The organism is Psychrosphaera sp. F3M07, assembly GCF_018860345.1.
GTDB lineage: Bacteria > Pseudomonadota > Gammaproteobacteria > Enterobacterales > Alteromonadaceae > Psychrosphaera > Psychrosphaera aquimarina.
This window is the reverse complement of record NZ_JAHKPJ010000011.1, coordinates 169,669-194,074: the sequence shown is the minus strand read 5'-3', so window position 1 is coordinate 194,074 and position 24,406 is coordinate 169,669. Positions and strand designations below refer to the sequence as shown.

At 37.5% G+C, this 24,406-nt stretch carries 22 protein-coding genes; 14 read left to right on the top strand and 8 right to left on the bottom strand.

What is annotated here, in order from left to right; genetic code table 11:
- The first annotated feature begins 304 nt into the window (after positions 1-304).
- The 4 genes from KO505_RS04540 to KO505_RS04525 are packed head-to-tail and all read left to right on the top strand — an operon-like array spanning position 305 to position 6,298.
- Complete coding sequence (locus KO505_RS04540; RefSeq protein WP_216054256.1) at positions 305-1,690, top strand: MFS transporter; 1,386 nt, start codon at positions 305-307, stop codon at positions 1,688-1,690.
- A 4-nt stretch (positions 1,691-1,694) separates the two neighbouring features.
- Positions 1,695-4,604, top strand: a complete 2,910-nt coding sequence (locus tag KO505_RS04535) for a gluconokinase, GntK/IdnK-type (protein WP_216054255.1) — start codon at positions 1,695-1,697, stop codon at positions 4,602-4,604.
- On the top strand, positions 4,597-5,385 hold the full coding sequence (locus KO505_RS04530; protein ID WP_216054254.1) for a CBM9 family sugar-binding protein: 789 nt from the start codon (positions 4,597-4,599) through the stop codon (positions 5,383-5,385). The genes KO505_RS04535 and KO505_RS04530 overlap by 8 nt, the downstream gene beginning before the upstream one ends.
- A 1-nt stretch (position 5,386) precedes the next feature.
- Positions 5,387-6,298 (top strand): hypothetical protein, encoded by a 912-nt coding sequence (locus tag KO505_RS04525; protein ID WP_216054253.1) that lies wholly within the window; start codon positions 5,387-5,389, stop codon positions 6,296-6,298.
- A 103-nt stretch (positions 6,299-6,401) separates the two neighbouring features.
- Here KO505_RS04525 and KO505_RS04520 read toward each other — a convergent pair whose 3' ends face one another.
- From KO505_RS04520 to KO505_RS04510, 3 genes are all read right to left on the bottom strand, one after another.
- Positions 6,402-8,021: a methyl-accepting chemotaxis protein gene (locus KO505_RS04520; protein ID WP_216054252.1), complete on the bottom strand. Its 1,620-nt coding sequence runs from the start codon at positions 8,019-8,021 to the stop codon at positions 6,402-6,404.
- 284 nt (positions 8,022-8,305) lie between these two features.
- Positions 8,306-8,929 carry a bifunctional phosphoribosyl-AMP cyclohydrolase/phosphoribosyl-ATP diphosphatase HisIE gene (hisIE, locus tag KO505_RS04515; protein WP_216054251.1) on the bottom strand — a complete coding sequence of 208 codons (624 nt, stop codon included), beginning with the start codon at positions 8,927-8,929 and terminating at the stop codon, positions 8,306-8,308.
- 19 nt (positions 8,930-8,948) lie between these two features.
- Positions 8,949-10,682 (bottom strand): proline--tRNA ligase, encoded by a 1,734-nt coding sequence (locus tag KO505_RS04510; protein WP_216054250.1) that lies wholly within the window; start codon positions 10,680-10,682, stop codon positions 8,949-8,951.
- A gap of 194 nt (positions 10,683-10,876) precedes the next feature.
- Here KO505_RS04510 and KO505_RS04505 point away from each other — a divergent pair, with 194 nt between their 5' ends.
- From KO505_RS04505 to KO505_RS04495, 3 genes are all read left to right on the top strand, one after another.
- On the top strand, positions 10,877-11,656 hold the full coding sequence (locus KO505_RS04505) for a DUF2310 family Zn-ribbon-containing protein (RefSeq protein WP_216054249.1): 780 nt from the start codon (positions 10,877-10,879) through the stop codon (positions 11,654-11,656).
- A gap of 702 nt (positions 11,657-12,358) precedes the next feature.
- Positions 12,359-12,808, top strand: coding sequence for a hypothetical protein (locus KO505_RS04500; protein WP_216054248.1), 450 nt, complete (start codon positions 12,359-12,361; stop codon positions 12,806-12,808).
- Between the two features lie 133 nt (positions 12,809-12,941).
- The gene (locus tag KO505_RS04495; protein WP_216054247.1) at positions 12,942-13,223 is read left to right on the top strand and encodes a hypothetical protein; all 282 of its coding nucleotides are present in this window, start codon (positions 12,942-12,944) and stop codon (positions 13,221-13,223) included.
- A gap of 245 nt (positions 13,224-13,468) precedes the next feature.
- On the opposite strand, the gene KO505_RS04490 is transcribed toward KO505_RS04495, so the two are convergent.
- From KO505_RS04490 to KO505_RS04480, 3 genes are all read right to left on the bottom strand, one after another.
- Positions 13,469-14,032 (bottom strand): hypothetical protein, encoded by a 564-nt coding sequence (locus KO505_RS04490; protein ID WP_216054246.1) that lies wholly within the window; start codon positions 14,030-14,032, stop codon positions 13,469-13,471.
- Entirely contained in the window at positions 14,032-14,751 is a 720-nt protein-coding gene (locus KO505_RS04485; RefSeq protein WP_216054245.1) for an SDR family NAD(P)-dependent oxidoreductase, read from the bottom strand. The genes KO505_RS04490 and KO505_RS04485 overlap by 1 nt, the downstream gene beginning before the upstream one ends.
- 103 nt (positions 14,752-14,854) lie before the next feature.
- Positions 14,855-15,403 carry a Crp/Fnr family transcriptional regulator gene (locus tag KO505_RS04480; protein ID WP_216054244.1) on the bottom strand — a complete coding sequence of 183 codons (549 nt, stop codon included), beginning with the start codon at positions 15,401-15,403 and terminating at the stop codon, positions 14,855-14,857.
- 191 nt (positions 15,404-15,594) lie between these two features.
- On the opposite strand from KO505_RS04480, the gene KO505_RS04475 reads away from it, so the two are divergent.
- Positions 15,595-16,029: a DUF2141 domain-containing protein gene (locus KO505_RS04475; RefSeq protein WP_216054243.1), complete on the top strand. Its 435-nt coding sequence runs from the start codon at positions 15,595-15,597 to the stop codon at positions 16,027-16,029.
- A 15-nt stretch (positions 16,030-16,044) separates the two neighbouring features.
- Complete coding sequence (locus tag KO505_RS04470; protein ID WP_216054242.1) at positions 16,045-16,701, top strand: TVP38/TMEM64 family protein; 657 nt, start codon at positions 16,045-16,047, stop codon at positions 16,699-16,701.
- Between the two features lie 110 nt (positions 16,702-16,811).
- Here the strand turns inward: KO505_RS04470 and KO505_RS04465 are convergent, their stop codons facing one another.
- Together KO505_RS04465 and tsaA are read right to left on the bottom strand one after the other, a co-directional pair.
- Positions 16,812-17,909 (bottom strand): galactose oxidase, encoded by a 1,098-nt coding sequence (locus tag KO505_RS04465; RefSeq protein WP_216054241.1) that lies wholly within the window; start codon positions 17,907-17,909, stop codon positions 16,812-16,814.
- Positions 17,906-18,658 carry a tRNA (N6-threonylcarbamoyladenosine(37)-N6)-methyltransferase TrmO gene (gene tsaA, locus KO505_RS04460; RefSeq protein WP_216054240.1) on the bottom strand — a complete coding sequence of 251 codons (753 nt, stop codon included), beginning with the start codon at positions 18,656-18,658 and terminating at the stop codon, positions 17,906-17,908. The genes KO505_RS04465 and tsaA overlap by 4 nt, the downstream gene beginning before the upstream one ends.
- Positions 18,659-18,923: 265 nt before the next feature.
- On the opposite strand from tsaA, the gene KO505_RS04455 reads away from it, so the two are divergent.
- The 5 genes from KO505_RS04455 (at position 18,924) to KO505_RS04435 (ending at position 24,391) form a co-directional block, all read left to right on the top strand.
- Entirely contained in the window at positions 18,924-19,856 is a 933-nt protein-coding gene (locus tag KO505_RS04455; protein ID WP_216054239.1) for an ABC transporter ATP-binding protein, read from the top strand.
- A 12-nt stretch (positions 19,857-19,868) separates the two neighbouring features.
- A complete protein-coding gene (locus KO505_RS04450) occupies positions 19,869-20,612 on the top strand; it encodes an ABC transporter permease subunit (protein WP_252731640.1) in 744 nt (247 codons plus the stop codon).
- A gap of 25 nt (positions 20,613-20,637) precedes the next feature.
- Entirely contained in the window at positions 20,638-22,533 is a 1,896-nt protein-coding gene (locus tag KO505_RS04445) for a GldG family protein (protein ID WP_216054238.1), read from the top strand.
- Between the two features lie 56 nt (positions 22,534-22,589).
- Positions 22,590-23,624, top strand: coding sequence for a DUF4340 domain-containing protein (locus tag KO505_RS04440; RefSeq protein WP_216054237.1), 1,035 nt, complete (start codon positions 22,590-22,592; stop codon positions 23,622-23,624).
- A gap of 128 nt (positions 23,625-23,752) precedes the next feature.
- Positions 23,753-24,391, top strand: coding sequence for a DsbA family protein (locus KO505_RS04435; protein WP_216054236.1), 639 nt, complete (start codon positions 23,753-23,755; stop codon positions 24,389-24,391).
- Positions 24,392-24,406: the final 15 nt, after the last annotated feature.

Here is a 24,406-nt window from a genome sequence, read left to right as displayed (position 1 = left end):
TTATTCTCGCACTTTCCTGTTGATGTTGTGATTTTATATTTTATATTAGTTTTCACTGAAAGCGCTTACATTGGACGGGGTTAAGATCTTCTGAAAGCGCTTACATTCATAAAGTAATGCAAAATATAATTGTCGTCAAGGGTAAAATTACAATGTTTTTGTAGAGTTAACACTCTATAAAGCTCGGTAGGCTGCTATCTCTGGGCTATAGGTTAAAAAAAGTACTTCATTACAAAAAAATAATTTGTAAGCGCTTACATAAGGTGATTGAATAGTTGGCAAATAATACTAATAAGAGTTTGTTATGGAAACGAATCGTTCAACTATTAAACAATCGAATGCATTGTCTTTAAAAGAAAAGGTAGGTTATGCCTGTGGAGATGTCGCCTCTAATTTTTATTGGCGCGTATTTGATGTATTCCTATTTATTTTTTATACCGACGTATTTGGCTTATCAGCAACAGCGGTTGGGACTATGATGTTGGTCACTCGATTAATCGATGCGTTTTCAGATCCATTAATGGGGGCAATGGCGGATAGGACCTCAACGAAATACGGCAAGTTCCGACCTTATTTGTTGTGGGGCATTATTCCAATCGTCGCCGCTGGGGTATTAACCTTTACCGTGCCCGATGTGGGCGAATCAGGCAAATTAGTCTGGGCGTACGCCACTTATATCTTCATGATGTTAGCGTATACCTTTATTAATGTCCCTTACGGAGCCTTAATGGGGGTTATCACATCTGACTCAAACCAACGCACAACATTAACCAGCTTTCGCTTTATTGGCGCATTTTCTGGCGGTACTTTAGTTGCGTATTTAACCCCTGATTTAGTTGCGTATTTAGGCAATGGTAATGAAATACTTGGTTGGCAATTAACCATGGCACTTTATGGTGTGGTTGCAGCTGGGTTATTTTTCATTACTTTCTTAACCACTAAAGAACGTATTTCTCCACCTGCAGAACAAAAAACACCAGTATTACAAGACATTAAAGATTTAACCAAAAACAAACCTTGGTTAATTCTATTCAGTCTTGCCTTAATTATTATGTTAACAATTACCTTAAGAGGTAGTTCTGGCACATTTTACTTTAAATACTTTGTTGGAAGAGAAGATTTAATCGGTTCTTTTTCTATGGCCTATATGTTGAGTTTAATGTGTGGTGCCGCGATTACCCCTTTATTAGTTAAGTTTGTCGATAAAAAGAAACTGTTACTTATATTAATGTCCTTAGTGGCTATTTTATCCGCTTTATTTTTCTTTGTACCAAAAGAAAACATCCCTTTAATTTTTACCGTGCAGATATTAATTGGCTTATGTTTAGGCCCTAAATCACCATTAGTATTCTCTATGTACGCTGATACCGCGGACTATTCAGAGTGGAAAAATGGTCGACGCGCCACTGCAATGGTATTTTCCGCCGCAGCATTTGCGCAAAAACTGGGTGGGGCTATCGCCGGTGGGTTAATGGGCTGGTTGTTAGGATCATTAGGTTATGTGGCAAACCAAGTACAAAATTCAGCATCCGAAATGGGCATCGTGCTGTTAATGACATTAATACCAGCGGTGTTTGCGGTGTTAGCTGTGGTGTGTATTTGGTTTTACCCACTCGGTCAAAAAACCTTAGAACAATTACAAGCTGAATTAAAACTAAAAAGTAACTATCAAGCAGACGCGGTAAAATAAGACAATGGCAAGCAATACATTTAATAACGAGTTACAAAACGGGCAAGCGCGTATTCAATTAGACAGCCCATTAACAATGCCGAATGCCACAAGCTTTTTGTGGAATTCACAAATGGTTGCTCAAATAAATTGTCGCGGTTATATGACCGCACAATTTATGCAACCTGAGCCTGCTAAGTATTCGTATGCGCCAAACTTAGAAGCAAAAACCTTTATTCAACCAGAACAACCGTATTATGCGGATCACCCGGGCCGTTTTTTCTATATCAAAAATGAAGAAACCGGTGAGTTATTTTCTGCCCCATACGAACCAATGCGAATTGAACTAGACTCATTTAGTTTTTCTGCTGGTACCAGTGATGTTAAATGGGTAATACACAAGTGGAACATTGAGTTCACTATTACTTTGTCCTTGACTCAAGATAAGGTGGTGGAGTTATGGTCAGTTGACATCGTTAACAATAATAAACAAAACATACACATTTCTATTTATCCGTGTTTCTCCATTGGTTATATGTCTTGGATGAATCAATCAGCCACCTTTGACCCTGAGTTGTTAGGCATAGTTGCTACGTCTGTAACGCCTTATCAAAAAGTAGAGGACTATTTTAACAACCAAGCGTTAAAAGACTTAACCTATATGATAGCGGATCAAACTCCGGATTCATGGTGTTGTAATTTATTAACCTTCAGGGGCGAAGGCGGTATGCATAATCCGTCCATGTTGCAACAGCCTAGTTTAGAAAATAAGACGGCGTGTTATGAAACCCCCGTTGGTGTGCAGCAATTTAAAAAGATATTAGTGCCAAATGAAAAACAGCAGTTGAATATCATTTTTGGTCCTGCAAATAATCTAGATGAGATCAAACAGGTTAAAGCCGAATTGTTAGCGAGTAAGGCGCAATTTAGCCAAAAGAAACAAGAATATTCAGCCTATATTCATCAGGGTAAAGGCAGTATTTCAATTACATCACCAGACTCAGACTTTGATCAATACGTTAACCATTGGTTACCAAGACAAGTGTTTTATCATGGTGATGTAAACAGATTAAGCACGGACCCACAAACGCGTAACTTTTTGCAAGATGCAATGGGCATGATTTACATTGCACCTGCCGTGACCAGAGAACGTCTGTTATTGGCCTTGTCACAACAAAAGTTTTCTGGCGCTATGCCTGATGGCATTTTGTTAAGTGAAGACGCACAGCTTAAATACATCAATCAAGTACCTCATACCGATCATTGCGTATGGTTATCTATATGTCTGCAAGCTTATTTAGATGAAACCAATGACATAAGTATTCTACAAGAAACAATTGGTTATTCAGACAGTGCAGAAATCAACACAGTTAAAACACATTTAGATAAAGCCATGGAATGGTTATTAGATGCCACCGACGAAAGAGGCTTGAGTTACATAGAGCAGGGCGATTGGTGCGATCCCATGAATATGGTGGGGTATAAAGGCAAAGGTGTATCAGCTTGGTTATCTTTAGCCAGTGCCTATGCCATCAAATGCTGGGTTTATGTGTGTGAAACCTATTTATCTGTTAATGAGCAAAATGAATGCAAAACACAAATGCAGGAATTTATGGCTGCCGCCGATTTGCTTAACTTACAAGTCAACAAATATTGTTGGAATGGCGATTGGTTTGCCCGTGGTATTACCGATGATGGCAATCTATTTGGCACAAAAACCGACAACGAGGGGCGTATATTCTTAAACCCACAAAGCTGGGCTATGTTAAGTAATGCTGCAACAAGGCAACAATATGAACTGATCAATAAACAAATATTCGAGCAACTGGCGACGCCATATGGCGTGACCATGTTAGCGCCGAGTTATACTCAAATGCGCGAAGATATTGGTCGAGTCACTCAAAAATCAGCTGGTGTATCAGAAAATGGCTCTGTGTATAACCATGCCGCTATGTTTTATGGTTTTGCACTTTATAGCAAAGGCAAAAACGATTTGGCCTTTGATGTATTAAAACGCATGTTGCCTAACCAGAAAAGTGCCAAGGCCCAAGGGCAACTACCGGTATTTGTACCTAACTATTATCGCGGTGCTTATTACCAGCATCCTCACCATGCGGGACGTTCAAGTCACTTGTTTAATACCGGTACTGTTGCTTGGTATTTACGAAGTGTCGTGGAAGGATTGTGCGGATTAAAAGGTAGTGGAGATGATTTGTTAATTCAGCCTCAATTACCTTCTCACTGGCCCAGCTTAAAAGTGCAGCGCCAATTTAGAGGGGCAAATATTGAACTGGATATTATTAAGTCTGATATCGTCAAACAACAAGTAACCACAATGAATGGCTTTGTATTTAAAGATAATAAATTATCTAACCTGCAAGCTGGACACAATTATAAGGTTGAAGTGTTATTGCCAACTCAAAAGCTAAGTTTACCTAAATTAACCATAGTGATGGGCGTAAGTGGTTGTGGTAAAACGGCGGTTGGCGAACGTTTAGCAAAAGATCAAAATCACGTGTTTATCGATGCCGACAATTTTCATGACATGGATGCCAAGCAAAAAATGGCCAGTGGTACACCGCTTAATGATGAAGACAGAAAACCTTGGTTAGCGCGAATTATGCAGTTTTTAACTATGTTGTTAGATAATCGTCAGTCATGCGTATTAGCTTATTCTGGTTTGAAGAAACAACACAGACAGTTATTTACCCAACTTGGTTTTGAATTAACGATTGTTCATTTAAACGTGTCAGAAAATACAATTGCGACGCGTCTTGCGCAAAGAGAAAATCACTTCTTTGATCCTAATTTACTGTCTTCACAATTTGATGCACTTGAATTGCCAAGTGAGAATGAAGGCGTCATAAGTATTAATGCAGATAAATCATTAGAAGACATTGTCAGACAAATTAATCAGGAAATATCAAATGACTAAATATACCAAGTCACTCAAAAAACATGTTTTAGCTTGTATGTTTGCCAGTGCGTTTATCAGTACGGCCGTTGCTAATGACGAAAGAGAAAGCTTTGTCGCGCTACATACTAACAATCCAATCACTATTGATGGCAAGGCGGATGAAACTGTTTGGGCACAAGCCACTTGGTATCCAATGGATCATGACATGATTGGCAATGTGCCAACACCAGATGATTTTAGCGGTCGTTTTAAGTTAGCTTGGGATCAAGGCCAGTTATATTTACTTGCTGAAATTGTTGATGATGTTTTATTCGATCAATATCCAAATCCTTTAAACTTATATTGGGATGATGACTGTTTAGAGATATTCATCGATGAAGATAAATCCGGCGGAAATCACCAGTTTAATTTTAATGCTTTTGCATATCATATTGCGCTGGATAATCAGGCTGTTGATATCGGTGAGCAAACCGCCACAAATTCAGAACCGTTTATTTTGTTAAATGATCATATAGAGAGTCGTTGGACAAGAGATGCCAACGACCATACAAAAATAACTTGGGAAGTGGCGATTAAAATATTTGACGACAGCTTTAAGGTTGATGACATAAGTGCTAAACCTGTCAGCCTACAAGCCAACAAAGAGATGGGATTTATGCTGGCCTATTGTGATAACGATGGCAGCAAACAAAGAGAACATTTTATGGGATCTACCACCATACAAGCAGTAAATGGTGATAAAAACCTCGGTTATATTGATGCCAGTGTATTTTCTACTTTAACCTTAAAGGGTAACTAAAGTGTTAATCCGTCGTTATCAATTGGCACTTGTTAGCCTGATGAGTGTAGTATTGATAACGACCACTTTTGTTAGTTGCAGTGCGCCTTTGATTAATCAAAATTTAAAGGTGGTTAGCTCATGTACAGCAGAAGACCAGAGTAATAACTTAACCCTTAACGGATTGAGTTATTGGCATCACATTAGTCGCTATCCAAACGAGTTTTCGAGATTACGCTTTTTTAACCCGGAAACAGAAAACGAAAAATATACACTTTTGCCAGTTAGTCCCAGTAAATTTAATAAAAAAACATGTATTAACCAAGACATCATCTTAGTCAAAAAGGTAATTCATAATAAACGTCAACATGCCAATGGCATTGAAATGGACTTGTCGGATCTACAACTCACCTATGGTAATTTAGATTCATTTAAAATGCGTTTTCAAATAGACCGTCCACTTAGTTTTACCCCACAGGTTTCATCACTAACAAGCATATTGCAAAGGCAATTACCTAGCCAGACAAGGGTTGATCAAATCTTAGTTGATAAACTGCTTAACCAAAACATGACTTTAAAGTTAGTGTTTTATGGACACAATCATTCTGATCATAAAACCATGACAGTGAATGGAAAAAAGTTGGTTGAGTTATTACCAAACTTACCTGATGGCGCTTGGTTGGAGCTTGAATTAACTAACACAGATTTGAACACTTATTGGGAGAAAGACTGGCAAGGTACCGCCGCGCCATTGGCTGATATTATTGACCAACCCATATTAGGGTTTATATTGATGGCCGAAACACCAAGTGGAAAAACCTTGGAGAGTTTAGCTAAAAACATGGATAGTAACGGTATTGATATTAAAGACGTTGATGAGCTTTTTATAGAAACATATATCAGGCTTGGCAGCATCTCAATTAACAAAAAGTAACGCAAATAACGCAAGTCGTTAACTTTGGTCATTAGTAACAAAAACGCATCTATTTAGATGCGTTTTTTGTTTGAAAGTAAATGGGCTAATTTAAAGTGCTAATTTAAAGGATAAACTTATCAGTTTGTTCTTTAAGTTGATTTGATGAGACACCAATTAAGTTTGATTTTTCATGAGCTAAACGGGCTACATCTGTGGTTTTTTGACTCATTTCGGCTATTAAAGCCAATTTGTCTGTCGCACCATTTGCTGAAGCAAATTGTGACTTAGACGACTCATCAATAGAATTACTCTTAGCCGCAATATCAGAAATAATGTTTAATAACTCCGTGATGGCGCTTGAGGTTTGTTTTGCTTGATCCACGCTTTCAGCACTGGTTAGCATACTTTGTTCAACCGTTTTGATTGCTTCAGAAGCTGCAGCTTGTAACTTCTCAATCATATCGTGAATTTCTTTAGTGCTTTCTTGAGTGCGCTTAGCCAGTTGTCTTACTTCATCGGCTACAACTGCAAACCCGCGCCCTTGATCACCGGCTCTTGCTGCTTCTATAGCTGCATTTAGCGCTAATAAATTGGTTTGTTCTGCCACACCTTGAATAACGGTTAATACGCTTTCAATAGACTCAACTTCTTCCGCTAATTGTTTTACCGACGCCCCCGTTGATTCTATCTGGCTTTCCAGTTTTCCTATGGTGTGGGTTGAGATCTCAGTTAACTTATTGGCACTTTCACCATTGGTTTGTGCAACGTGTAACATCTCCGCCGTTTCAGTAATATCAACACTAGAGATTTCCGCACCGTGAGCAATATCTTTAATGGCCTCTGCTGTTAAATGGGTTTCGTTATCTAAGGTAGAAGTTAGTTGATCTAATTCTATGGACTGTTGTTCCGAATCTTTTACCTGTTCAGCTAAAGAAAGTGACACAGATTGCATATTACTAACCACTTCCCTTAATGCGTTTCTCATATAGGACAGTGACCCTAATATACTGTTAGGCTCCGCGTGAAACTCAAGTTTATTGTCCGTTAAATTTCCTTTTGAGATCTTACTAACAATATCTACAACCTCAGATACTTCTGCACCTAACTCAGCGGTTAACTTTCTGCCAAACTGAAAAATGGCGATGGAGATACAAGTTATAATAATCAGTGCCAGTACTAATAACCATTGAGCCGTATCCCAATATCTTTCATTGGTTTCTTTAAAACTAATACCAGTCCCTATATACCAACCCCATTTTTCTGTTTTTTGTGCAACAGAAGTCAACCCAACCACTTCACCATCGCGTTCGGATGTCCAATTGTAAGTCACCATTTTACCAGGGGTTCTTTGTGTAACGTCAGATACGATTTTACCAATACTCTTACCATTTGAATCTTTAAAGTCATTAAAGCTAGTGCCGTGTAATTGAGGATCATGAGGGGCAGCAACAAAGTTTAGTTGTTCGTCAGTAACGTAAACGTACTCAGAGTCGTGATATTTGTTTTGTTGTAAAATTAAGGTAGCAATGGATTTTGCTTTTGCTTCTTCCAATTCACCTTTCTCTACTAAATTTTCAAGTTGAGTAATGGTGGAATAAGCACTTTTAAAGAGTTGTTCTATGCGAGCAAAGTTATCTGACTCACTTGCTATCTTTAATGAATGTAATCCAACAAAAGCAATCACGACATACGAAATTGCGATAACGGATGTAAGGATGACCATTTTTAATTTTAAACGCATAAACAATTCCTATTAGGACAAGGAGCTAATAACTAACATACCGAGATGTGATATTAAATGGGATTTAATACTGTTCTATAAAACGTAATCGGCGTCATTAAGCATTACTTTATAGTTAACACCATAAAGATATTTTCATGTATAAAAAAGATCAATTATGAATATTAAATAACCAGTGATGGGGGCAGGTTTTTATATGGTTAGGGGATCAAAAAAGCCAGTTCGAGTTATCAAAACTGGCTTAATGAATTAGATTAAATAAAAGGGTTTATCAAACCTCTCTGTTATTTTTTATGTCGCTGTTTTAACACGCCAATCACATCAGATAAGTTTAAGTCTGACGCTTGTAACAAAACTAACAGATGATAAAGCAAGTCAGCGCTTTCATTTTTAAGTTCTTCCAAATCTTTAACTGTTGCAGCAAGCGCTGTTTCAACGCCTTCTTCACCCACTTTTTGGGCGATACGCTTAATACCGCTGGCATATAAAGATGCCGTGTAAGATGAGTCTGGATCCGCGCCTTTTCTTGAAGCAATTAAACGCTCAAGATCAGCAATGAAGCTAATGTCTGGCTGTGCCGCATCGTCATTCCAGCAAGACTCAGTGCCGGTATGACACGTCGGGCCGTTGGGTGTCGCAAGTGCGATGATTGAGTCATTGTCGCAATCAGATGATAACTCAACTAAATCTAACGTATTGTTAGACACTTCGCCTTTGGTCCACAGTCTTTGTTTGCTACGGCTGAAAAAAGTAACTTGTTTGCTGTTTAATGTATGCAGCATCGCTTCTTGGTTCATAAATCCTTGCATTAAAACCTTGCCACTCATTGCGTCTTGCACAATACAAGGTAATAACCCGTCCATTTTTTCCCAAGCAAGTTGGGCGATATTGTCAGTATTTAACTTCATATTTTTAATTACTTTTTAATTATGTATTTTTTATTTTATTAACAACAAACGAAACCGCTTCGTCTATTGATAAAAGTGTTTTTTCGCCAGAGTTACGGTCTTTGTGCTCAACTTGATCAGTATCAAGGTTACGCTCACCAATAACAATTTGATGTGGAATACCCATTAATTCCATGTCGTTAAACATAACACCCGGACGTTCTTTTCTGTCATCGAATAAAACTTCAATGCCAGCGGCTTTTAATTCGTCATAAATCTTTTGAGCAACATCAGGAATACGATGAGATTTATGCATGTTCATTGGTACAATCGCAACCGTGAATGGTGCTAATGCTAATGGCCATTTAATACCGTATTTGTCATGGTTTTGCTCAATGGCAGCCGCCGCAATACGTGTAATGCCAATACCGTAACAACCCATTTCTAATACTTGATGTTTGCCCGTCTCAGTTAATACACCAGCGTTCATGGCTTTAGAGTATTTAGTGCCAAGTTGGAATATATGACCAACTTCAATGCCACGCTTAATGGTTAATACGCCTTTACCACAAGGGCTCTTATCACCTTCAACCACATTACGAATATCAGCAACAACAGGAAGTGCTAAGTCGCGCTCCCAGTTAATGCCAAAGTAATGTTTACCGTCTTGGTTAGCACCCGCACTAAAGTCAGAAGCAACGGCAGCGGCTCTATCTACAATCACTGGAATAGGACAATTAATTGGCCCTAAAGACCCCGGTGAAGCTTGCATAACTTGTTTAATTGCATCTTCAGATGCCATTTCTAAAGGCTCAGCAACAAAAGCTAATTTTTCCGCTTTTATTTCATTAAGCTCATGGTCGCCGCGAACGATTAACGCCACGTATTCAGCGCCGTTTTCAGCAACACACTCAGCAGACGCTTTAACAATTAAGGTTTTAACGGTTTTTTCTACCGGAACATTAAACTGTTCAACTAACTCAGCAATGGTTTTAGCATTTGGTGTGTCGGTTAAGGTTAATTCTTGAGTTGGTGCATCCGCAGCGTCTTGTGGCGCAAAGGCTTCTGCTTTTTCAATATTAGCAGCGTAATCACTTTCAGTAGAGAACGCGATATCGTCTTCACCAGAATCAGCAAGTACATGGAATTCATGAGAGGCATCGCCACCAATAGAACCTGTGTCTGCAATAACCGGACGGAAGTCCAAACCTAAACGCGTAAAGATATTGCAATACGCTTGATACATTTTGTCGTAAGTTTGTTGTAATGACTCTTGATCTAAATGGAAAGAATATGCATCTTTCATTATAAATTCACGGCTACGCATCACACCAAAACGAGGACGAACTTCGTCTCTGAATTTAGTTTGGATTTGGTAGAAATTAAGCGGTAACTGTTTGTAACTGTTAATCTCTTTACGTACAAATTCGGTTATTACTTCTTCGTGAGTTGGGCCAAGCGCAAAGTCACGATTGTGACGGTCTTTAATACGTAACAATTCTGGACCGTATTCTTGCCAACGGCCAGATTCTAACCACAAATCAGCAGGTTGAACCACAGGCATTAACATTTCTATCGCACCTGCGTTTTCCATTTCTTCACGGACTATTTGTTCAATTTTACGAACAACTTTTAAACCAGTGGGTAACCAAGTGTATAAACCAGAAGCGAGCCTACGGATCATACCGGCTCTTAACATTAACTGATGGCTGATAACTTCAGCGTCAGATGGAGTTTCTTTTAAAGTAGCAATTATATACTGGCTAGTACGCATTGGTTTTTGATCCGTTAACTAAAAATATAAAATAACGCCTAATGAATTTATGGTTATTAGGCTAGAATGGCGGCGATTTTAGCAATCAAACCCTGAGTATTAAACAGTTAAAATGAAATAACTCATGTTATTTTGCCGCTTAAGGCTAAAAAGCCTCGCTAGTTAGTTAAAAGAGTAATAAAAGGAAGCCTTAAATGTATGTATGCCAGTTGTCTTTTGAATGTGAATTAGACGTAGAACTTGATGAAGCACAACACGCTATCTCCATGTTATTAGACCAATACAGGTATAACGGACAGATCATTGGCCGCGAGTTTCCAGTGACTTTGTTTGAAAACAAATTTGAAATTATATTTGTTTGCCCTGAACAAGATTCGTTAGCGGTTAAAAATAACAATTTACAGGTTATTCAAGGTTTTGAGCGATTAAAAAAATTAGGCTTATCAACCCCTGAATTTAAGCTAAAAGGTTTGGAGTGTCAGTCTGACTTTGTGGATGGCTGTGCAGCTCCAAATGCGCTTATTTTATATTCTACTTATGTACAGTCTTGTTCACCGCTGCGCTGCATGGAACATTTTTCGCCAGTGCCTTTATACAAAATGCCAGAGTCGGTAAGAAAACCGTTAATTAAATGGCAAGAAAGCCAAGCGGCCTGTGATCAATTACAAATGAATCAGTTAACGGAAATAGAACCTTTTGTTATTGAGCAGTTGGGTCAGATCAACAGTGAGCTATTACAAACCGGCGATGCGATAGCCAAGACCATTCAACAAGAACTAAACGTACCTGTGTATCAATATTTGTATCGTGTTGGTGGGGAAAGTTTGGAGGCTGAACAACAAAGGCGTTGTCCTAGTTGTGATGGTGATTGGCTTTTCACAACAGAGAATCATAAACAACCATTACATGGTTTGTTTGATTTTAAATGTGATGCGTGTTTGTTGGTTTCTAATGTGAGTTGGGATTGGCAATAGGTTTTTTTTGCGTTTTCTGATGCAACGAGTTTTTGGGGGCTTTAAGGTTTTAACTATTCTTAATGGTGTTACCGTTAAATCGCATTTGGATTAACTCTAAGGTTTCACCTTGACGTCACAGTTTGCCAGATCTCGACATAACATAAAAAATGTTCCACCTTGTAAAGTTAACTTTTTAAAAGATAAAGCAAAAGACTATTTCACCTTCGGCGACCATACCTTTTTCAACAGCCAAAAAGGTAGGCCAAAAGGCCGCTTCCAAACAAAATCTAATACTTCATTAAATAGTTATTTTTGTTTATAAAAACGGGCTTAACTTTCGTCCATGAAAAAGCCCTTGCTCAGCATCCATGCTTCGAATTTTATAAATAATAATATTTAACAAAGTGATTTTATGATGGAGAGTTAAAAGCAAAAAAGCACTTTACGTTTATGAATACTTAAAATGTGTGTTTCAAATTACATTTAACACTATTGTGTTTAAACTCATTTTAATTTGAGTTTCCTAGGTAGTTAACAAAAAGAGGAAAGTTTCCTCTGTTACTAACAATGTACTTTGTTGGTAACGCAATAAATAAAGCACTAGCAAACAGTTATGGGGTTTGTTATTAATAGCCTAAGAATAAAAGAGGAAAGTGTTTTAGCAGAAAAACGAGAAACTTTCCTCCTATTAAATTGTTATAGCGATTAAGGATTTCGCATTTGATTCGAACATTATATTTTCTATCTATTATTTCTACTTTTTCCTTTGGATCTATTCCCGATATAGAAAGGCACTCTTTTGATAAAGCTAAGCTCAAAGAGTTAGGCTTCTCTCAAGTAACATACGTTAATACTAAAGCAGAAGAGATTCAGCCTTATATTTTTATTTTCCCAAGCGAGTATGATGAAAATTTTGTTATTCAAAGTGTCACTCTAACAGCCATTTCCAATGGTAAGCTTTTATTCTCTACTTTACTGGATGTTTCAAAAGCTGATATAGAAGGATATTCATCTTCGTTCTTTTATATTAAAGACAAGATGCTAACGTATAAATTGGAGGTAATGTATGACACTAGTGAAAAAGAAACGCCTTATATACGTAAAGGGCATATTATTGAAATTGAAAATTTCTTAACCTTGCCAGTTAAAAAATATCAGGATTTATTTTAGAGTAATATCGCTATAACAAGTCGTTTAAAAGGACAAAAAACAGTTGGCTTTTGCTCCTTCGTCGCTAATTTTAGCCAACTATTTTATTGCCTCTTAACGAGGCGTTAAGTGTTTTAGCACATTGGGAGTAAGTATGAATAAAATGGAATTTGCAGACAAACTTGAGGCATACAATAAGAAGCAAAATCAAAATAAGGTGTTTTTCTTATTGCTTGGTTTATTCTTTGTCCTTGTTACGTTTGTGCCTCAATTGGCAGTATTTTTGAATTTAGAAGATTTGGGTTTTACCTCATCAGCTTTTTCCGTTTTTGGCGGTCTTTGCTTAGGAAAGGCATGGCACCTTCGTTCAGGCACAGAAGAGCATGAACTTCTAATAAATGCTATGGACTTATTATCGAGCAATCAATGGGGTTAGATCACTTTGATTTTTAAATGTATAAATACATTTTATATTCGAGTGGTTGTCTACGTTATTTATTCTATCTTTTCCTCGAAACTCGGGACTCGTCTCTCGCAACTAAAATTTACAATCAATGGGGTCAGATCACTTTGATTTTTAAATGAATACATACAATTTATATTCGAGTGGTTGTCTACGCTATTTATTCTATCTTTTCCTCGAAACTCGGGACTCGTCTCTCGCCACTAACGCTTTCTAACTTAGCGCCTAAAGCTAACAACACATAAAATTGCGAGTAATAGACTGTGTGGTAAATATTGAATAATTCCACTGAATATAGCAGCTAAAGGTAGTAGCCAAATCATCTTATGAAGTTTTCTTGTTTTTATAGTTTGATAACTTGCTAGTCCAATCCAATAAATAATTAAGAGGCTCAATGCCGGAAATTCAATGTACCAAAAAGCAATAGCTCTGAAGTTAGTTCCATAAATTTCACTTAGCCAATATGTGCCAATATCTGCACAAAAGGCAATACTTAGCAGTAATCTGGAAATAAAAACTATATGGCTTGGGAATGTTTTTTTAATGCTGTGAATATTAAAAAATATTGCAACATAGAAGAGCAGGGTAAAATGTCCAAAATAAAAGTATTGTTCAGGCGGTGAGTTCATTCCCGATGCAGCTTTCGGTATGTCGATAACGTTAGATATGATGATTTTTAGCATAGCTGGGCTTTGTTCACCGGTCCATATTACCGACATGATTCCACCTAAGATGAATAATAAGATGATGAGAATAATGTTTATTAAATGTCGATAATTCATTAGTTTCCCTTATTCATTAATTTGCTCAACGTTGTTGGCGCTAACTTATAAAGCCATTTGGCAAGTTTGGCTTTGCCAACATAAATCACACCCGTTTTATTAATTTTACTTATGATGATTTTCGCTAAATTATCAGGCTTTAGTAATCCTTCATGTCCTCGTTTTTTGGTCATATCAGTAGCGACCATAGGAGGAATAATTTCTAACACGTTAATATTTTTATGATCCGTATGTAAAATTTGGCTAAACCTATGGAAGGCACTTTTGGTTATCGAATACATAGGGGATACTTTTCTGTGACTAAACCCTAACACTGAACCCATATTAATGATTTTAGGATTGGGAGCTTTGAGTAGTAGATTTTCCAGCCCTAAAGATAAATGGATTGGAGCCATAAGATTGAGAGCAACTTCATATTGGTGGCTATCCCAATTAAGATCTTCAAGGGTTAACTCAAGTTGTATTCCAGCGTTGTTTATTAACAGATCTAAATGAGGGATTTCAGTTTTTACGTGTTCTAATAATTTTAACCTTTGATTGTTAATCGATAGGTCATATACCCAATGAGTAAGGTTAGTTGATGGCAGTTGTGCGAGCTCGCCTGCTGTCCTAGATATTGCAATTACGCGATGGGTTAGTAATAACTGTTTTGTTAACGCTAAGCCAATACCGTTACTTGCTCCTGTTACTAGGGCATACTTTCTATTTTTTTGTTGCATAACATCATCCAATAATGGTTAGTTATTCGATGTTAGTTATGAAACTTAGCTGTGTAATTAACCTAAGTTAATAATGCTTTTATATTTAAACAGTGAACAGAGGTTAAATATTTGTGAGGTCCATGTTTTCATATACTCGTTTTTTTATCCGTGATAACCCAACAGGGGTTACACCTAAGTAACGCGACAGATCATTTTGAGTTATCTTTTCTATTAAATTAGGCCTACTCTCAACTAGTAGAGAAAAGCGTTGTTCTGCACTTAAACATAAAAATTCATATTCTCTTTTTTCTTTTTTCATGGAAAATTGAAGTAAAACATCTATTAGTTCATTCGCAATGTTCACATCTTTTTTACTATATTCACGAAGAGCGGAAAATGAAATTTTTGTTAACTTCGTTGGTTGTAAACACAACAAGCCAAACGAACAGGGTTCTCCTAAATAAGCAGACGTTAGACTTCCTATTATATCTTTGTCAGATAAAAAGGACTTAATTGATTCTTTTCCTTCTTCCGATAAATAATACGCTTTTAATAAACCTGAATTTATAAAATACAATGATGTGTCTATCTCACCTTGCCTAAAAACATGGTCGCCAATTTTTTTTTCAATCTTAATCCCTTCACGCTGTAAAAAGTCATAAAAGTTCATACGTTTTAACCTCGGTTAATGCGCGTTTTATTCAATTAAATAAATATACATCATCTATTTTGAAAAACGTTAAAAAAGAACAAGTGTTTTTAGAAAAGCATTGTGTTGGTTTTTGTCTGAAGATAATTAGAAAAAACAATCTGGGTTTCAATAATGTTCCCTGTAGAAAACACGACATTAAGGAGGGGGAAATGAATAAATTACAATGGCTTATATTGGGAGTGGGCATGTTATTAAATCGAACATCGTTTGCTAGCGAATTGAATATTACCGTTACAAATATTGATACGACTAAAGGGGGAAATATTATCGTTTTTATTTATTACAGAGAAGAAGGTTTTCCTAAAAATCACGACATGGCCTTTTTAAGTTTAACGAAAAAAGCGATGGATGAAAATTTAGACTTTTCCTTTGTGATCGCTAATCAAGAGTTGGCAATAAAAGTACTGCATGATGAGAATGGTGACGGGAAAGTATCAAAAAACTGGACTGGTATATATCCAAAGGATGGTCTTGGTTTTTCTAATAATCAAAAAATAACTCTAACCGGTCCACCAAATTATAAGAAATCTAAAATTGAAATTTTACCAGATAAAAATCATGTCATTATTCCAATCATTTATTAAAGGAGGTCTCAGCTTATGAAATCACTAATAAAAGTGGCGTTACTACTTTTTGCGGCTTTTGCATCTACTTTTTTACTTCTGAACTTAATCGGGGTATTGACGGCGGAACAAATAGAACAGTGGTTAATTCAGGCCAAGGGAACGTCACCAATTTATTTAGGTACCGTAATAGTTTCTCTATTGTTTTTGGATTTATTTATTGCAGTACCTACTTTAAGTATCGCAGTTTTAGCAGGTTACTTTTTAGGACTCACTTATGGTTTTCTCGCCGTTATAATTGGGTTTAACTTAGCAGGAATTGGGGGATACTGTTTAAGTAGACTGTACGGGAATACGTTGTTTAGGTATTTAATAAAAGATGAAATAAAGCGAAATGAAGCCATTGATATTTTTCAGAAGCATGGTCTAGTTACAATACTTCTATCAAGAGCTATGCCTATTCTACCTGAAGTTTCGGCGTGCTTAGCTGGAATGATGAATATGGCTTTTAAGAAGTTCCTCGTCGTGTGGTTGCTCAGTAGCGTGCCTTACGCATTGATCGCTACTTATGCTGGCTCGATTAGTACTTTTGATAACCCTAAACCTGCAATATATACATCAATTAGTCTTTCAGTATTTTTGTGGGGATGCTGGTTTATATATAGACGATGGGTTAAACAATCCACCTACTGAGCCGTATAGAATCTCAATCCATTTCATACATACTTAAGTAAAGTGCTTTAATACGGAATGTTCCATAATATATGAGTTTCGAGCTTTTCCTCGAAACTCGCAACTCGTAACTAACGCCCAATGTGAGTAATCACTTTATCCGTCACTGCCTGTTTATCTATCATGCCACCAACAGTGACCATTTTTTCTCTTACTTTGATTAAGCCTTTAACGTCCATAATAGCTTGTGGGCTTTCAGTTACTTTCCAAGAACGTTTTGTTATGTTGTAAGTCCAAATTTCAGATGTCGGTTGAACCGCATTACCAGAGTAACTCATGCCATTTATTTGATGAGGTAAAGTAGCGCCTCCAACAAAAATGATGCTGTCGTTTTCTATATCACCAGACGCGGCCATTCTGAACCGGCCTTGATCCGTTGGGTGTACCCATTTAACCCAGTTTATTTTGTCTGGGCGGGTGACGTTGATCTCGCCTAAATAACAATTGGTTTCTTGGTCGATGGTTTTATTGGTTGCAAATTGCGCGGTGATCTTTGCGCCGTCACACACCATGATGACGTTATCAACAATGCCGCCTGCGTGACCAAATACGGCGGTGCCAATAAAGGGGCTAGCTTGAAACCATTCATTTTTTAATGTGTCGTAAACTTGTACTAGGTTTACTGCACCATCGTTTTGCCAGCCAGAAATCACATATATATAACGGTCGCGGTAAACCAAAGTGAGTGCATCATTAACGGATACTGGCATAGGCTCTAATTGGGCATAAGAGTCAGTTGGTACATGGTATTTGTACACACCAGGCGCGGTGTCAAAAGAACGTGAGCGGCCTAAGTTGTAGCCACCGAATATATACACACTGTCATTTATGCCAACAGCGGAACTTGCTAAACGACCTAATGGCTCTTGCAAAGATGGCAAGGGCGTGATGCTTTGCCAGTTAGCGGATTCTTCAGGTTTAGAGCCATCGGTATTAATCTCTAATTTCCATGCTTTGTTGTGCATACTGGTGATTTTTTTATCCGTACTTAATCCAGAAAAACTCAAAATAGTTTGTTTGCCATTTATGGTAACGGAAGCAACGGCATTGCTGGTAACAGGCTCAGGCAAAGGCGGTAAGTTAATCTCTGCGTATGATTGAAGAGGCAACAATATAAAGAAGGTTAACAAAGTAATTAACTTAAATTTTCTTAATATCATAACGTTCATTTACCTTTAATCCCCTGTGTTTGTTCGTTATCCAATTCTATTGCCAGTACATCACATCGATTGTTGGTGACTTGCCAGCGAATATTAATATCGTATAAACGGATTCCGTAGATTTTATCATCGGGTTTATTTTGTTTATATGACGGTCTTGGATCTTGTTGCAAAACTTGTGAAATCAACTGCTCTAAATGCGGATATTGGTTGTTAGTTACTTTCTTATATTGGCTCAGCTGAGTTTGTGCTTGTTGGCAAAACACAACATTAAGGCTTTGCGTTGGTGCACTGTCTGCCATGTCGGAATGGGCTTGTTCAATCTTGTCTGAATAAGGAATATAGGGTTTTATATCCACCACCGGAGTACCGTCTAATAAGTCTACACCTTGCACATCAACAAACCACTGTTGCCCTGATTGCCTAACACCAAGTAACTTAACTGCCGACATACCTATGCCATTAGGTCTGAATGTGGAACGGGTAGCAAAAACCCCTGTTTTTTGATTTCCACCTAAACGAGGAGGACGTACACTTGGCTTCCAACCTTGTTCAAGGTTTTGATGAAACAGAAACAAGATCCAAATATGGCTATGTTGCGTTAAATCCTTAACGGCCATCTCATTATTAGCATCGCCGTATAATTTAATACTGCCAAGTGCCGCATTACAAAGCCCCGGTTGTCTTGGAATACCAAACTTTTCTTTAAAAGGTGATTCAATTTCTCCAATAGGAGACAGGGAATAAGTGTGCGGCATATATTGAACTTTGGCTCAGTTTAAACTTCTATATTGGCATTCTAAACAGTCAAGTTACATAGGGGAATGTTAATCTGTGCATTTTTAATAACATTGTTAGTGTAGTATCGGCGTTTAGTATTTTTTGGTGACTAAAAATAAATACTATAAAAATCAAATTTAGACACCTTGAATTGAAAAAAATCGACAATATAATTTTTGCAATTGTTTAACACACTCGGTGGTGAACTGAGTGTCGGCATAGATAATAGGCATGAGTAAGTACATGATAAAAATAAAAAATTTAACCAAACGATTTGGCGATTTTGTCGCTGTAAATGACTTGTCATTTGATATTAACCCCGGAGAAGTGGTTGGGTTTTTAGGCCCCAATGGCGCGGGTAAATCCACCACTATGAAAATGCTTACGGGGTTTTTATCGGCAAGTTCAGGCTCTATCACTATTAATGGTTTAAACATAAAAGAAGATGCGCTGACCATTAAACAAGGTTTAGGTTATTTACCTGAAGGTGCGCCGGCATATGGCGATATGACGGTGTTGCAGTTTTTAAGTTTTATTGCGGATGTTCGCGGTTTATCTGGCCGTAAAAAACAAGCCAAAATTGCACGTGTGATAAAAAGCGTGGAGCTTGCTTCTGTATTAGATAAGAGTATAGAAAATTTATCAAAAGGGTTTAAACGCAGAGTTGGTTTAGCTCAAGCCATTATTCATGATCCTAAAGTTCTTATCTTAGATGAACCAACGGATGGGTTAGATCCAAATCAAAAACATCATGTTCGTGAACTGATCAAAAATTTAGCCAAAGACAAGATTGTTATTATATCCACTCACATATTGGAAGAAGTCACCGCTGTGTGTAACCGAGCTTTGATAATTGCTAACGGCACTAAAATATTTGATGGCACACCGCAACAACTTCAAGAAAAATCGTCTTATCATCACGCGGTCACCATCGAGCTGACTCAAGAAGTTGAAAATGCCGATGAACTTAAATCATTACCTCATGTGGCTTCGGTTGTTGACGGAAAAAATAAGGTAACGGTATTACCAACATCAGGTCAGAATATTTTTGCTAGCGTGTATGACAAAGTACAAGCTTTAGGCTGGCAGTTTGACGCTATTTACAGTGAACAAGGGCGGCTTGACGATATATTCCGTGAGTTAACCACTGCTTCAACTAACGCCACTGACGCATAAGGAGTTTCTAATATGAATCAGTTATCAATGATCTCAATTTTGACTAAACGTGAGTTTATGTCGTTTTTTGCAACGCCTATTGCGTACGTGTTTATTGCTATCTTTTTAATAATGAGTGGCATTATGACCTTTAATTTAGGGTCTTTATTTGAACGAGGCCAGGCCGACTTATTGCCATTTTTTAATTTCCATCCTTGGTTATACCTATTTTTAGTGCCTGCTTTTGCAATGCGTTCTTGGAGTGAAGAACGACGTAGTGGCAGTATTGAGCTTCTAATGACACTGCCTATCACAGCACTGCAAGCCATGGTGGCTAAGTTTGTTTCAGCTTGGTTGGTATTAGGGTTAGCGTTAGTGTTTACCTTTCCACTTTGGGCAACCATCAACTTTTTAGGTCAGCCAGATAACGGCGTTATCTTAGCCGCTTATATTGGCAGTTGGTTAATGGCGGGGGCGTTTTTAGCCATAGGCATTTGTATGTCTGCGTTGTCTAAATCCCAAGTCGTGGCGTTTATCTTATCCGTTTCAATTAGCTTCTTGTTCGTATTAAGTGGCACAGAAGCGGTGATTAATTCGTTTAAAGGCGTCTTACCAACGGGGGCCATAGATGTTATTGCGTCGCTGTCATTTATCCAACATTTTGATTCCATTGCTAAAGGCGTCATTGCGCTCAATGATGTAGGTTATTTCCTTCTGGTAATTGTCAGTTGGTTAACCGCTGGTTTAGTCATTATTGAAGACAAAAAGGCAAGTTAAGGTGAAGAGTAAAATGGAGAACCAAATGCATTCAAAATCATCAGTTAAACGTGTTTCATTTACTACTGCTTTAGTAGCCATCGCGTTTGTATTTTTAACCTTAGTTTTATTAAACAATACGATATTTAACAAAACCAGATTGGATTTAACTCAAGGTAATGTGTATTCAATTACCGAGGGAACCCATCAAGTATTATCGGCAATAGAAGAGCCAATAACCTTATATTTCTTTTTTTCAAATAAGGCGTCTGAAGGGTTAACCACGCTAAGAAATTACGCTAATAGAGTGAAGTCACTTTTACAAGAATATGAATTGTATGCTGGTGGCAAAATAAAACTGCAGATCATCGACCCAGAAGCTTTCTCAGAAGCGGAAGATAAAGCTGCTGAAATGGGATTGGTGGCTGCACCTATTAATGCAGCAGGTGACTCTATTTACTTTGGTTTAGCCGGAACAAACTCATTAGATGACAAAGAAATCATTGCGTTTTTTGACCCTAGCCAAGAAAGTTTATTGGAATATGAACTGAGTAAGTTAGTGCATAGGTTGTCGGATCCAACGCCCGTAAAAGTGTCAGTATTATCTTCATTACCAATCCAAGGAGGGATGAATCCAAATCCCATGGCAATGCAAATGGGTCAGCCTCAAGCATTACCACAATGGGCGGTGTTATCTCAGTTAGAACAGTTGTACCAAGTAGAAGTACTAGAACCAACTGCTGAAACGATTCCTGAAGATACAAAAGTATTAATGCTTGTGCATCCAAAAGACTTAACGGACGCTCAGTTATTCGCGATTGATCAATATGTTTTAAATGGTGGAAAAACGTTAGTGTTTGTTGACCCAACAGCCGATTCTGATCAACAAGGGGCAAACATGATGGGCATGCCCACCCCGTCAACATCTAACTTAGCTGGTTTATTTAGCGCTTGGGGCATTGATTTTGATGACTCAGCCATTGTATTAGATGCGGCTAAAGGCCTTGAAATTAGAATGCCAGACGGACAACCGGGCAGACATATAGGTTACATAGGTTTAGATAAAGACAACATTAATGGACAAGATGTCGTCACCACGTCGTTATCCAGTATTAATGTTGCCAGTGCAGGGGCATTGCGTTCAGTAGAGGGGGCGACTACAACGTTATCGCCATTAATGACCAGTTCTGAATATGCAGACTTTACTGACATTGCTAAATACCAAATGGCAGGGCAAAACCCAGAATTGTTGTTAAATGCTTTTGAGGCAAGAAACGCCGACCTAATTTTGGCGGCTAGAGTCAGTGGTTCAGCCAATACTGCATTTGATTCTTTGCCAGAGGGCATTGATGAAGAAGGTTGGATAAAATCGTCAGATGATATCCAACTGATAGTGGTTGCTGATACGGACTTATTAACCGACAGATTTTGGGTGCAAAGCAGTAACTTCTTTGGCGAAACTATATTACAGCCTTTTGCCAATAACGGCGATTTTGTTATCAATGCCGTGGATAATTTAGGTGGCAACTCAGCGTTATTATCTATTCGTGGACGAGGTCAATACCAACGCCCGTTTGATGTGGTAGAACAATTAACGGTTGAGGCTGAAGCTAAGTTCAGAGAACAAGAGCAACAATTACAGCAGCAGTTAGAAGAAACCGAAAGCCAATTAGCTCAGTTACAAAATCAGCAAATGGATAATAGTGCTTTGGTATTAACTGTAGAACAAGAAGATGCTCTGGCGTCATTTGTTGCAAAAAAATTAGAGATAAGAAAACAACTAAGAGAAGTGCAACATCAGCTTAATAAGGACATAGAGTCGTTAGGAACGACGGTGAAGTTATTAAATATTGTTGTATTCCCATTGTTATTAACTTTTGGTTTGGCAATATTTGCAAGACGTTACCGCCTCAAAATGTCTGCATCTTACCAAGTAAAATAATATAGCGTTAAGTGGATAAGGTTAATAAAACAGTATTAAACCAGTAGGAGTTATTAGTGAACGTTAATTTGTTAATTAAAACCTTAATATTTGGAGTTTTTGTATTACTTTTTAGCAGTTATTTTATCGCTAAAAATAAGGGCGTACAGTCTTTTGAAAAGACCCAGCTGTTAACTGAATTTGACGCAAGTTTAGTTGAAGTAATTAAAATGCAAACGGCTGAAAATGACGACTTAATGAGTGTTAAAAAAGTAAACGGACAATGGCTGCTATCAAATAAATTTGATTACCCAGTGGATACCGCTCAATTATCTAAGTTATTGCAAAGCCTAAAAGATGCGAAGATTATCGAGTTAAAAACCAAACAAGATAAATATTTTAGTCGCTTAGGATTACAAAACATAGATAAGCCAACCAGTGTAGCAACTTTATTAACTCTTGAGTCTAAAGAACAATCCATTCAAATATTGTTGGGTAACGAAAGTACTTCGGCAAGTGGACGTTACGTTCGGCTAGCGGGTTCGTCACAAACCTACTTAGTTGACTTGGATATCGATTTACCAGAAGCCAGCAGTGATTGGCTAAAGCCTGACATAGTGCCAATAGAATATGCACAAATAAGGCAAGTTGAAATTACTTTGCCTGAAAACTCGTTTTCAATTGTTCGTAAAGAATCAGATGATGAGAGTGCAGACATTACAGTTACTGACGAGCTGACTGTAATATCTGAGGAGAATGATAAAGTCAGGTTAAAAGATAATTTCGAATTAGTGGAGACTGTCGAAGGTAAAAAATTACAATATGACTCCATTTTAACAGGCTTAGTACGCAATATTATTAACCTGACGGTTAAAGACGTGCAGCTTGGAGAGTCGCATCAGATGCCGGTTTATCAGACGCTTACTTTAAATTATGTTGATAAAGCTGCTCATCAAGCGTTACCTAATCAACAAATGAGTTTGAAGTTATTTAAAACGGATGATGAAACCCCCACCTATTGGTTACAAAAAAATAACGATAAATGGTTATTACAAATATCTGAGTTTGATTTCAAACAAGTGAGTAAGCCGTTAAACGATTATTTGGAATAATTAGTTTTTTGAGTATATGTATACAAAAGCTATTGGTATTTACTAATAGCTTTTTTTTTGTGCACAGTCTTTGCATAACAAAAAAACGATATAAATAAATTAACTCAATTAATGTTATGAAAGCTAAAATGAAAGTTGAAATTTGGTCCGACATCGCTTGCCCATATTGCTATATAGGCAAACGCCGTTTTGAAATGGCGCTAGAAAAATTTGACGGCAAAGAAAATGTTGAAGTGATCTGGCGTAGTTTTGAGTTAGATCCAAACGCTGAATTAACCTACCAAGAAAATAAATACGAGTTATTAGCCAAAAAATATGATCAACCATTAAAGTGGGCTGAACTTGCCTGTGATGATATGGCCAAACAAGGCGCTGAAATAGGCCTCAATTTTGATTTTGATAATAATAAACCGACTAATACGTTTAATGCACAACGGTTAATTCATTTAGCCAGTGAAAGTGGCAAAGAACAGGAAGTACAAAACTTATTGTTTGAGAGTTTTTTCTCAAAAGGTGAACTGATCAGCAAAAGTGACATACTGTTGACTATCGCAGCCAAGGCTGGTCTTGATAAAGATAAAGCAGAGCAAGTATTAAACTCAGATGGTTACAGTGCACAAGTTAAAGAAGATGAAGCCTTAGCCAAAGAATTAGGCATTCAATCTGTTCCGTTTTTTATCATAGATGAAGCTTATGGAATGGAAGGCGCGCAACCTGTTGAACACATTTTAACTATGTTAGAAAATGTATCTAATGGCGTAATTTAAACTAATTTAATTAAA